Genomic DNA, 12164 nt, shown 5'->3' with positions numbered 1-12164 from the left:
AATTGACTCATTTAATTATACGTCCGAACCTAGAAAAAAAGCTGCTCTCTAAACAGGCTAGGGAACAGCTTTCGTCACATCCTAATTACTCTTCTTCGATAGAGCTTAGGTATTCTTCCGCATCTTTTAAGTCATCCAACTCAGATGGGTCCGAAAGTTTCACTTTCACGATCCAACCACCTTCGTATGGTTCTTCGTTGATTAGCTCTGGGCTGTCTTCTAGCTCTTCGTTGATTTCAACTACTTCACCGGTTACTGGTGAGTAGATGTCTGAAGCCGCTTTTACAGACTCAACCAAAGAGAAGCTTTCGCCAGCTTCTACTTCGTCTTCCACGTCTGGTAGGTCAACGAATACTACGTCACCCAACATTTCTTGCGCATGCTCAGAAATACCGATTGTCACTGTGCCGTCACCGTTGTCACGTACCCACTCGTGGCTATCTGTAAACTTCAGTGTTTTGTCCATTGCTTAATCTCCAAATAACTTGTCAGGAATTATTCTGATTTAAAAAGTCGTTTACTGGTAAAGAGGGAAGCGACTGCAAAGCTCTTTTACTTCTTTGCGAACGCGTTTCTCAACGATTGCGTCACCTTCTGGGTTGTTCACCAAACCGTCCAGTACGTCACCAATCCAATTACCGATGAGTTTGAATTCTTCAGCGCCAAAGCCGCGGCTTGTACCCGCAGGCGTTCCTAAACGGATGCCCGATGTAATCATAGGCTTCTCTGTATCGAATGGGATGCCATTTTTGTTACATGTGATCCCAGCACGCTCTAGAGCTTCTTCTGCTTTGTTGCCTTTCAAGCCTTTAGGACGAAGGTCAACCAGCATTAAGTGCGTGTCTGTACCACCAGTTACGATGTCGCAACCGCGAGTTTGCAATACTTCCGCTAGGACTTTTGCGTTATTGATCACCGAATCAATATAAGTTTTAAATTCAGGGCCAAGTGCTTCACCAAATGCGACCGCTTTAGCGGCGATAACGTGCATTAATGGACCGCCTTGTAGGCCTGGGAATACCGCCGAATTGATCTTCTTAATGATGTCTTCGTGGTTAGTCAGAATCATGCCCCCGCGTGGACCACGCAGTGTTTTGTGCGTTGTCGTGGTCACAACGTGTGCGTGTGGCAATGGGCTAGGGTGTGCGCCTGTTGCGATAAGGCCTGCGATGTGCGCCATATCGACCATTAGGATTGCGTTCACTTCGTCGGCGATTTCACGGAACTTTGCGAAATCGATAGTACGTGGAATCGCGCTACCGCCTGCGATGATCATCTTTGGTTTGTGTTCTAGCGCCAGAGCGCGAACATCATCGTAGTTGATTTCTAGTGTTTCACGATCAACGCCGTATTGAACTGCATTAAACCATTTGCCAGATAGTGCAGGGCGTGCGCCGTGTGTTAGGTGGCCACCTGCATCCAAAGACATGCCAAGAATGGTGTCGCCAGGTTGAAGAAGTGCCAGTTTTACTGCGCCGTTTGCTTGAGCGCCTGAGTGAGGTTGAACGTTTGCGTATTCGCAATTAAAAAGTTTTTTCGCGCGTTCGATAGCAATGGCTTCCACTGTATCTACGTGCTCACAACCACCATAGTAACGGCGACCTGGATAACCTTCAGCGTATTTGTTTGTTAGGCATGTGCCTTGAGCTTGCATTACCGCTTTAGACACGATGTTCTCAGAAGCGATAAGTTCGATTTGTTCGTTTTGGCGAGTGAATTCCGCCTGAATTCCGGCAAAGACAGCGTCATCTGTCGCAGAGAGGTTGGTAGAGAAAAAGTTTTCCAAGCTGTGGTTAGGGTAACTCTTATTCATGGTAGTTGACCTTCCAAATCTGAAAATGAACCCGCAGAAGATTGATTGACTTGCGATGTGGTTCATTTGTCCTCAAAACAGCTGAACTGCGTAGCAGAACAGAGTGAACATCCAGCCCTAAAAAGTGGGCGAAAACTCCGTCGGATTGCGCTTTTTCTTCTTCAATCTCTTACGGAAATTTGCATCTCTACATCTAACAAGTTGGTAACATAGCGCTTGAGGCGGGAACAATCAACCAAAAATTTCCTATAAGAAACAAGATTTCTGGTTTTGTTAACAAGAGCACGCTTTAATTAACGTGGTGCACTTTTATCCACTATAGGGTTCATGCACAATGCTAGTAGGAGAGAAATAAGGATATTTATAGAGGGATTTATGGCAGAAAGTATTTACGATGAATACCCGTCGATGACGTTGGCGAAAGAACAAAATGATCAAAATATCGAGCCGTTAAAGCTTGGTCAGCGCATTAAGGATATCCGTTCTAAGTTGGGCATTACGTTAGAAGAGGCGAGTCAGCGTACTGGCCTTGCGCGTTCTACGCTAAGTAAGATTGAAAACGAACAGATTTCTCCTACATTCCAAGCCATGCAAAAATTGGCGCTTGGATTGCAGATTGACATGCCGCAACTATTTGAACCTCCAAGAAAAAAAGTGGCAACAGGGCGTAGAGATATCACTAAGAAAAGTGAAGGAAAACCACACCCAACTCAGACCTATGAGCATGAACTGCTTGCGACACAACTTTCCAATAAGAAAATGATGCCGTTTAAGAGCCAGATCCGTGCTCGCAGTTTCGACGAATACAAAGATTGGGTTCGTCATGATGGCGAGGAGTTTTTGCTCATCTTATCAGGGGAGGTTATGTTCTATTCTGAGTTTTACGAGCCGGTGGTTTTGAGCGAAGGTGACAGTGTCTATTACGACGCGAACATGGGGCACATGTTGACCAGCGTAAGTGAGGAAGATGCTCAAATTTTGTGGGTTACCGCCAAGTAGTGATAAATAGTTGTAAATTTCCTATAGTGAAAGCAAACGATTGCTAACAAGTGTAAATACGTTATGATGGCGCTCTGTTGATGATATATCGGTCAATGAAGCGCCTTTTTTATACGTTTTATTGTGATTAAAATGTTAAGAGTCACACTTTTGAAAGCCGATCGCTGTCTTGTTCGTGCAAAATAGAATGAGCCATGTTTATTATTGGAAACACATCGAATGCCGATAGCATTCTCGGGTCTATCTAAATGGAGACGAAAATGACTCAAGAACTTCTGAAAACACCACTGCACGCACTTCATGTTGAAGTTGGCGCAAAAATGGTCCCGTTCGCGGGTTACGATATGCCGGTTCAATACCCTCTAGGCGTAAAGAAGGAACACTTACACACTCGTGATGCAGCAGGTTTGTTTGATGTATCTCATATGGGTCAGCTTCGCTTAATTGGTGAATGCGCGGCAGCATTTCTAGAAACATTAGTTCCTGTTGATATTGTGGATCTTGAGTCTGGCAAACAGCGTTATGCGTTCTTCACTAATGAAGAAGGCGGCATTATGGATGACCTAATGGTTGCAAACTTGGGCGATCATCTTTTTGTGGTTGTGAACGCAGCGTGTAAAGAACAAGATATCGCTCACCTAAAAGCGCATCTGCCATCGGGTGTTGAACTAGAAGTCATTGAAGATCGCGCTCTTCTGGCGATTCAAGGCCCTCAAGCGGCAACGGTGTTAGCACGTTTTGCTCCAGAAGTGACAGACATGCTGTTCATGGATATTCGTAAAGTCGATATTTTAGGCGCCGAATGCATTGTTTCTCGTAGTGGCTACACTGGCGAAGATGGTTACGAGATCTCGGTTCCTGCTGACAAAGCAGAAGAATTAGCACGCAAACTGACTGCGGAAGAAGAAGTAGAATGGATTGGCCTTGGTGCGCGTGATTCACTTCGTTTAGAGTGTGGTTTGTGTCTATACGGACATGACCTAGACACGACTACAACACCAGTTGAAGCGAGCTTGCTTTGGGGTATCCAAAAAGTGCGTCGTGTTGGCGGTGAGCGTGAAGGTGGTTTCCCTGGTGCTGACATCATTCTAAAGCAGATTGAAACCAAAGATGTTGCACGTAAGCGTGTTGGCCTTGTTGGCCAAACAAAAGCGCCAGTTCGTGAAGGTGTTGAGCTGTTTGATGCTGATGGTGCGAAAATTGGTATCGTAACCAGCGGTACAGCCGGTCCAAACGCAGGTAAGCCAGTATCAATGGGTTATGTGCGCGCCGACCTTGCTGCGATTGGTACAGAGCTGTTCGCAGAAGTGCGTGGCAAAATGTTACCAATGACGGTTGAAAAAATGCCGTTTGTACCGCAACGCTACTACCGCGGTTAAAACTGAATGAAACAAAAATGCCGAGCTGAATAGCTCGGCATTTTTTATGTCTTCTTTTCGCTTATTGGCTTTTTAGTTTACCGCTTCATCGATGGTACAACACATGTCGATAACGATGTCTTCAAGCTTGCTAGGGTGGATCATATCTTCTTTCGCGATTCTGAATTGCGTCGCCATGATCGTATTAAACAATTCCCAGTGTTTGATCAGCAGTTGTTCACGATTGTCTGCGATATCTGGCCATGTTTCTTGCATCATTGGAGCAAGGCTGACTGCGCCGTGTGCAAAGATCAACATCTGCCATTTTGATTCCCACTGATCGAATTGTGCTTCTGGGAATTCACTGTTGTACTGCGCGAAAATGCTCGTGAAAATCTCGGCAAACTCGTCTTTTGACTTTAAGAAGTAGTCAAACAGCGCGTTATCATCTTGTCGGATTGAGTCCGCAATCATTTGCACTGGATGAGGGTTCACGAGTGCAAACGCCAACATGCGAACCATAAACAGGTAAATCTTGCGATTTGATGGGGTGTTCTCAGGCATTTCGTTGATTAGGCCTGCCATATAATTTTGCAGGAACTCATCCATCGCGTCACTCACTGCTTGCCAGATTTTCTCTTTGCTGCCGAAGTGATGACGAATCAAACTATGTGATACACCCGCCTTTTCGCTGATGTTTCTTAGCGAGACTCGCTCGTAACCCAGCTCACAAAACATATCTGCAGCGACCTTAAGGATCAGACACTTAGTTTGTTCTGCGGCTTCAGCGCTACGTCGGCCTTGCTTTCTTACATTCATAGTTCGATTTTTCCCGAATATTAATCAACGTGCCTACTTTTACCAGAAACCGAACGCTTTGACTAATTAATTTGCTATCCATGTGGAAAATATGTTGATCAATATTCAATTCTGCCTATACTGCACGACTGTGTAGTAAATTTTAAATCTATGGAGAAGCCAGTGCGAAAACAAACTATAAAGCACACTTTGATTGGCGCTGTGGTGACGTTAAGTCTCTCTACGTTGCTGACAGGGTGTAATAAAGCCATATCAGAACCGGCAGAGCCTTTAATCAAACCCGTTAAATTACTTGCTGTTAAAGATCTTACGGTTGACGACTCTGACGCTTTTCTTGCGCGTATTGATGCAACGTATCGAGCGCAGTTGTCTTTTCAAGTTGGTGGGGAAGTTGAAAAGCTACTGGTAAGAATGGGACAAGGGGTAGAAAAGGGTGAAGTGCTCGCCACACTAGACCCGAAAGATCTGCAATTAGCTTTAGACGCGGCGCAAGCCCAATATGCATTGGCGAAAACTCAGTGGGAAAGAGCAAAAAGTCTGTACAGCAAAAAACTCATCAGCACCGATAGCTACGATCAAAAAGAAACGCAATACAAAGCAGCGTTGGCAAGTTTTGAACAAGCGAAAACCGATTTGAGCTACACCAAAATTCAAGCGCCATTTGACGGTGTGGTGTCGTACACCTACGTGAAGCCTTATCAAGTGGTAGGTGAAAAGCAAGAAATCCTCAATTTGATTGATAACACCACACTGGATGTTTCTTTCACTTTGCCCGTTAGTTACGCGGAGTCTGTCTCTCTGTCTGCACTAAAAAACGCAGAGATGTGGGTAACGATGGACAGCGAACCAAGCAAACGTATTCCGGGTAAGTTCAAAGAAATCTCAACGCAGCCAAACATCGATACCAACAGCTATGAAGCGATTGTGACGATCACTCGGCCAACCGATCGCAACTTGCTCACTGGGATGACAGGACAAGTACACATTGCTAAGCAAAACAAGTCTAACGCCATGATGTTGCCGACATCGGCTTGGGTAAACAAGCAAGAGAACCAAGGTGAAGTTTGGGTGATGGATAGCTCAACGCAACAAGTGAATAAGGTGACATTGTCACTAAATGAAAGTGGTGCGATTGAGTCAGGTTTGGATAACAACGACTACGTGGTTATTGCTGGCGTAGAACGATTAGTCGAAGGGCAAGTGGTGAAAGCTTGGATTCGTGAGGAAGGCATTTAATGAAGCATTCTCTATTCGCAGTATCGGCCATCGCCTTGGCCGTTCTTACTGGTTGCCAAAGTGATAGTCAAAACGTAGCCGAACAACCGTTGTATGTTTCGACTATTTCAGTTGACGCGCCAGTGAAAAGCCAATATCGCGCGTTTAAAGGGCTAGTTGTTCCTGCTGAACAAACACCAATGGCATTTCGTCGCGCCGGTGAGATTCAACACGTACTAGTGAAAGCTGGTGACGTAGTGAAAGAAGGGCAAATGATCGCCAAGCTGGATGACAGCAAAGAAAAGCAAGCGGTAAATGATGCTGAAGCGCAATACACGCTTGCGATTCGCCAGCTTAAACGAGGTGAGGAATTGCACGGTCGCCAAATGATATCCAAAGCAGAACTGGATGAGCTGACCGCAAACAAGGAACTGGCAGAGGCAAACTTCTATAACGCCACCAACCAGTTGAACTATACGCGTTTATTTGCCCCGTTTGCAGGAAAAGTCTCAGACGTTTTCAAAGAGCGTTTTGAGCGCGTGGCGATTGGCGAACCTGTACTGAACTTGTATCAAAACGATGTGGTTTATGTGCGTATCGAATTGTCTGACAACGTGTTAGCGATGGTGAACCCAACCGCACAAAACATGAGTTATAAGCCGCGTGCGACGTTCTCTGGTATTCCAACAACGTATGCGCTGGACTATTTAGAGCACACTAGCGAGCCAAACTCAGAAACACAGACTTATGAGATGTACTTAACCATGCCTCAACCAGAGCAAGAGATTCTTCCGGGCACCAGTGTGAGCGTGATGGTCGACATGATCAAAGCTGGTATCACTTCTATCGATGGTTACAACATCCCAATGACGGCACTTCAAGCAGGCAACGATGACAATGAGTTCTTTGTTTGGAAAATAAACAGTGACGCTGTCACTAAAGTGCCTGTGGCGATTTCACAAGTTAACGGTGAAGGGGCGATTGTCTCATCGGGAATCACTCAAGGTGATGTGTTGGTTAATTCAAACCTGCGTAAATTACGCGAAGGTAAGCATGTGGATGTTGTGGAGAAGGAACAATAATGAACATTGCTGAGTATTCCATTAAGAACAAAGTCATCAGTTGGTTGTTCATTGTTATTCTTGCTATCGGTGGGGTGACTTCATTCCTAGAGCTTGGTCGATTAGAAGACCCTGCGTTTACGATTAAGGACGCGATGATTGTCGCGACTTATCCTGGGGCGACCTCCAAAGAAGTGGAAGAAGAATTAACGTATCCGCTTGAGAAAGAGATTCGTAAACTGCCGTACATTGATCGAATCACGTCGACCTCTTCGAATGGTATGTCGCAGATCATGGTCAGTATGAAGATGGATTACGGCCCTGACGAACTGCCACAGATTTGGGACGAAATGCGCCGTAAAATCAACGATCTGCAACCAACTTTACCGCAAGGTGTGCAATCTCTGCAGATTATTGATGACTTCGGTGACGTGTACGGTGTGATGTTGATGCTGACGGGCGACGATTACGACTATGTCGAGCTCAAACGCTATGCCGACCACCTACGACGCGAAATCGAACTGGTTGATGGCGTGGGCAAAGTAGACATTGCTGGTGATCAGCAAGAGATGTTGTTCGTTGAAATCTCGCTTGACCGCCTTGCGTCTCTGAATCTCGACATGAACGTTGTTTCTGGCTTGCTTAACCAACAAAACAACGTAGTTTCGGCTGGCGAAGTTATGGTGAATGGTGAAAGCCTCGTCATTCGTCCTAGCGGTACTCTGAATACCGTTCAAGCGTTAGAAAACCTGATCATTCACGGTCGTGATACGGGTAATTTGATTCGCTTAAAAGACGTTGCGACGATCACCCGAAGTATTCAAGAAAAGCCGGGCAACATGATTTTGTTTAACGGCAAGAAAGCAATCAACATTGGTATTTCGTTTGCGTCTGGCGTTAACGTAGTAGAAGTAGGTGAGCGCCTTAACGCTGAGCTAAGCAGTTTAGAGTCCATCAAACCTGCGGGTTTGGACATGAGCTATTTCTACAACCAAGCGCAAGAAGTCGATGATTCTGTAAAAGCGTTTGTGATCAGCTTAGCTGAGGCGGTAGCCATCGTAATTATTGTGCTGTTGTTCACTATGGGCTTACGTAGTGGCGTGATCATTGGTGTGGTACTTCTGTTGACGGTGTTTGGTACGTTCATCTTGATGAATTACAACAACATAGAACTTCATCGGATTTCGCTCGGTGCGTTGATCATCGCGTTGGGTATGTTGGTGGACAACGCGATTGTTGTGGTTGAAGGTATTCTGGTTGGCCTGAAGAAAGGGCGCACAAAGGTTCAAGCTGCCGTTGATATTGTGAAACAAACACAGTGGCCTTTGCTTGGCGCGACAGTAATCGCAATTACCGCGTTTGCACCAATCGGCTTATCTCAGGACGCAACTGGCGAATTCATGGGCTCACTCTTCTGGGTGTTATGTTTCTCACTGTTCTTGAGCTGGGTTACGGCAATTACACTCACCCCTTTCTTAGCAGACCTGCTTCTAAAAGAAGAGGAGAAAGACACGAACGGTGAAGACGAAGACCCTTACAAAGGCTGGTTGTTCGTTGTATTTGGCGCGTTGCTTAAGTTCTCGTTACGTTTTCGTTGGATGACGGTCGCTGCGATGGTGGCGTTGTTAGTGGGTGCCGTTATTGCGTTTGGCAATGTGAAGCAGCAATTCTTCCCGCCTTCGAATACGCCGATGTTCTACGTTGATATGTGGATGCCAGAAGGTACGGATATCCGTCAAACCATTAAGCAAGCGGAAAAAGTAGAAAGCTATATTCGTCAGCAAGATGACATCGATTTTGTCTCGGTTTCGATTGGCCAAGGTTTACAACGTTTTGCATTGACGTACCAACCGGAGAAAAGCTACGAGGCTTACGCTCAGTTCCAAGTGCGAACAACTGACCGTGACAATATGTTCAAGCTGCTTCGCAAGCTGGATGACAATTTAGCGAAGACGTTCGATGAGCCTACATTCCAGTTCAAACTGATGGAATTTGGTCCGTCTCCAGCGTCTAAAATTGAAGCGCGTATTACTGGCCCAGATCCGAAAGTGTTGCGAGAACTAGCGGTTCAGGTGGAAGACATTCTTCACACAGATCCAGGGGCGAGAAACATTCGCCACGATTGGCGTGAAAGAACGAAAGAACTTGTGCCCGTCTTCAACGAATCTAAAGCGCGTCGCCTTGGTATTTCGAAAGAAGATCTATCAAGTACGCTGCAAATGGCGTTTGGCGGCAGCACGTTTGGTGTTCTGCGTGACGGAACTCATACGTTACCTATTATGATGCGTCTACCTGAAGCGGAGCGTGTGGACTTTGAATCGCTACAAAACGTGAAGATTTGGAGCCCGTCATTACAAACGTACATTCCTGTCGATCAAATCATTGATGGTGTCGAACTAGATTGGAGTGAGCCTCTGATCCAACGCCGAGACAGAAAACGTACCTTAACGGTGTTGGCTGACCACGATGTATTGAGTGATGATACGGCGGCAAGTTTGTTTGCTCGTGTACAACCAAAAGTGATGGCTTTACACATCCCTGAAGGGTACGAAATTACTTGGGGTGGGGAATACGAATCATCGAAAGATGCGCAAGAAGGGCTATTTGGTTCTCTGCCGATGGGCTACTTGCTGATGTTCATCATTACCATTTTACTGTTTAACTCAATCAAAAAACCGTTGGTGATTTGGTTTACGGTTCCGCTTTCCATTATTGGTGTGGCGTTCGGTCTACTAACAACTAACATGCCATTCAGCTTCACTGCATTCCTTGGATTGCTGAGCCTGAGCGGGATGATTTTGAAAAATGGCATTGTGTTACTTGATCAAATTAATTTGGAATTAGAGTCTGGCAAAGATCCGTATCTTGCGATTGTAGATAGCGCGATCAGCCGTGTGCGTCCAGTAAGCATGGCGGCGCTGACAACGATTCTAGGTATGATTCCACTCGTGTTTGACGCCTTCTTTGGCTCAATGGCGATTACGATTATGGCAGGTCTTGGTTTTGCAACGGTACTAACATTGATTGTTGTACCAGTAATGTTTGCGATTCTATTTAGGATTAAACCGACCACTGCATAAGGACTCCTGACTTATCTAAGTCAGCTTCCTGCCTAGCCCTGAGGGATTTCCTCAGGGCTTTTTTCGTTTTAGAACTTGTAAGAGACGCCAGCGTAAAGTGAGCCGAGCATGATGGTTAAGTCATCGTAAGTTTCATCAATTACAAATGTGTCTACTTCATACGCGATGCGGAAATTCAGATTCTCGATCGCTTTAGGTGAGTATTCGCCACCAACACCTGCACGGAATGACGTTTCTGCTTTTGACGAAGAGCCAAAATCAAGTTCGGTACGACCAAGGCCGACCGTCGCAAACGGACGCCAGCCACTGTCAAACGTGTAACCTAGATTCGCCATTAGAGCGATGTTTTCAGGTTTTACCATTGTGCGTGGTGCATCTTCAAACTTGTCAAAAATATCACCGTAGCGTGTGTATTGCGCTTCGATTGCGACGATACGGTTGAACTGGTAACCGCCAAACAGTTTGTATGTGGAGTCGTTAGAATCCAGATTAACCGCATACGGCCAAACACTGTCGTCATAGACAGTTGTAACCCCGATACCACCACCAAGGTAAAAGCCTGATACGTCTTTTTTCTCGACATCAGTTTGATTTGCTTGCGCGAATGCTGAAACAGCAGCTAACAAAAGGACAGCTTTTTTCATGTGTAATTAACTTTATTATTTTGATTAAAACGAAGTGAAATATAAGAGGCTTTATCTGCATTTGGGATTTTTCATCGGCTACTTGAAAAAACACAAGTCACCGAAGCGTTAGTTAAGCAAATAAGTCGCACCTCTCATCCGTGCAGCATAACGAGTCAAAAAACAAAGGTTAAGTATCGAAATGTATGGTTTTGTCAGAAGAGGGGAAATAAAAAACACCTCCCTTAACCGGAATTTAAGGGAGGTGCTGAATGCCAAATCGAGGGTGGCATTGTTAATTGCTTAAGTGTTAATCGCTTAAATTTTGCTTATGCAGCAACTTCTTGTTTTGCATCCGCTTTGTTTTTTAAGAATGCATAGGTAAAGCCTGTTACCGCCGTACCTGCAGCAATTGCTACTAAGTACATCAAGACTGGAGAAATTGCGTTAGGGATAAGCAGTACAAATAGACCGCCGTGAGGTGCCATCAGTTTCGCGCCGAATAGCATAGATAGAGCACCTGTTAGAGCGCCACCAGCCATACAAGATGGGATTACACGCATTGGGTCTTTCGCTGCGAATGGGATTGCACCTTCAGAGATAAAGCACAAACCTAACACGAATGATGCTTTGCCCGCTTCACGCTCGTTTGGTTCAAACTTGTTCTTCGCTAGGAAAGTGGCCAGACCCATACCTAGCGCCGGCACCATACCTGCCGCCATGATTGCAGCCATTGGTGCGTAAGTTTGAGAAGCCAATAGACCTACACCGAATGCGTAAGCCGCTTTGTTTACCGGGCCACCCAAGTCGAAGCACATCATTGCGCCAAGGATAATACCAAGTAGAACGGCGCTGTCTGACCCCATGTTGTTTAGGAAGTCAGTCAGACCATTCATGATGCCAGAAACCGGACCACCAACGATGTAGATCATCACAAGGCCCGTAAATAGCGTCGCAACAAACGGGATGATCAGAATCGGTTTCAATGCTTCCATTGATTGAGGAAGTTTTACTTTATCTGCTAAGAACTTCGCTGCGTAACCTGCGATGAAACCAGCCGCGATACCACCAAGGAAACCTGCGCCAGTAGAGCTTGCCAACATACCACCAACAAGACCCGGAGCCAGACCCGGACGGTCAGCAATTGAGAAGGCAATGTAACCAGCAAGCACAGGGATCATCAGCGCAAACGCGGA

The 12164-nt window shown here is 45.7% G+C and carries 10 protein-coding genes; 5 read left to right on the top strand and 5 right to left on the bottom strand.

The features are described 5' to 3' along the window. Positions 1–85: 85 nt before the first annotated feature. Together gcvH and OU793_RS13825 are read right to left on the bottom strand one after the other, a co-directional pair. Positions 86–466, bottom strand: a complete 381-nt coding sequence (gene gcvH / locus OU793_RS13830) for a glycine cleavage system protein GcvH (RefSeq protein ID WP_005454126.1) — start codon at positions 464–466, stop codon at positions 86–88. Between the two features lie 51 nt (positions 467–517). Beyond that, positions 518–1813, bottom strand: a complete 1296-nt coding sequence (locus OU793_RS13825) for a serine hydroxymethyltransferase (RefSeq protein ID WP_005478453.1) — start codon at positions 1811–1813, stop codon at positions 518–520. Positions 1814–2188: 375 nt separating this feature from the next. Between OU793_RS13825 and OU793_RS13820 the strand changes: the two genes are divergently transcribed. Both OU793_RS13820 and gcvT read left to right on the top strand, forming a co-directional pair. Then, entirely contained in the window at positions 2189–2812 is a 624-nt protein-coding gene (locus tag OU793_RS13820; RefSeq protein WP_005454180.1) for a helix-turn-helix domain-containing protein, read from the top strand. Between the two features lie 260 nt (positions 2813–3072). After that, positions 3073–4191 carry a glycine cleavage system aminomethyltransferase GcvT gene (gene gcvT, locus OU793_RS13815; protein WP_159404333.1) on the top strand — a complete coding sequence of 373 codons (1119 nt, stop codon included), beginning with the start codon at positions 3073–3075 and terminating at the stop codon, positions 4189–4191. A gap of 72 nt (positions 4192–4263) precedes the next feature. On the opposite strand, the gene vdeR is transcribed toward gcvT, so the two are convergent. Continuing rightward, positions 4264–4989, bottom strand: a complete 726-nt coding sequence (gene vdeR, locus OU793_RS13810) for an efflux transporter transcriptional repressor VdeR (protein WP_005478460.1) — start codon at positions 4987–4989, stop codon at positions 4264–4266. 150 nt (positions 4990–5139) lie between these two features. On the opposite strand from vdeR, the gene vmeT reads away from it, so the two are divergent. From vmeT to vmeV, 3 genes are read left to right on the top strand one after another with little or no spacing between them, the layout of a single operon-like run. Next, positions 5140–6225, top strand: coding sequence for a multidrug efflux RND transporter periplasmic adaptor subunit VmeT (gene vmeT / locus OU793_RS13805; RefSeq protein ID WP_020835249.1), 1086 nt, complete (start codon positions 5140–5142; stop codon positions 6223–6225). Beyond that, the gene (vmeU, locus tag OU793_RS13800; RefSeq protein WP_047725218.1) at positions 6225–7286 is read left to right on the top strand and encodes a multidrug efflux RND transporter periplasmic adaptor subunit VmeU; all 1062 of its coding nucleotides are present in this window, start codon (positions 6225–6227) and stop codon (positions 7284–7286) included. The genes vmeT and vmeU overlap by 1 nt, the downstream gene beginning before the upstream one ends. Beyond that, a complete protein-coding gene (vmeV, locus tag OU793_RS13795; RefSeq protein WP_025542339.1) occupies positions 7286–10345 on the top strand; it encodes a multidrug efflux RND transporter permease subunit VmeV in 3060 nt (1019 codons plus the stop codon). Before vmeU ends, vmeV begins: the two co-directional genes overlap by 1 nt. A gap of 68 nt (positions 10346–10413) precedes the next feature. Here vmeV and OU793_RS13790 read toward each other — a convergent pair whose 3' ends face one another. Together OU793_RS13790 and OU793_RS13785 are read right to left on the bottom strand one after the other, a co-directional pair. Then, the gene (locus tag OU793_RS13790; RefSeq protein WP_005454197.1) at positions 10414–10989 is read right to left on the bottom strand and encodes a porin family protein; all 576 of its coding nucleotides are present in this window, start codon (positions 10987–10989) and stop codon (positions 10414–10416) included. A gap of 308 nt (positions 10990–11297) precedes the next feature. Then, a partial coding sequence (locus OU793_RS13785) for a fructose-specific PTS transporter subunit EIIC (protein ID WP_274647784.1) occupies positions 11298–12164 on the bottom strand: 867 nt, incomplete at its 5' end.

This window comes from Vibrio sp. VP6, assembly GCF_028823755.1.
GTDB lineage: Bacteria > Pseudomonadota > Gammaproteobacteria > Enterobacterales > Vibrionaceae > Vibrio > Vibrio parahaemolyticus.
The sequence above is the reverse complement of the archived record's forward strand: the minus strand, read 5'-3'. Positions and strand labels throughout refer to the sequence as shown.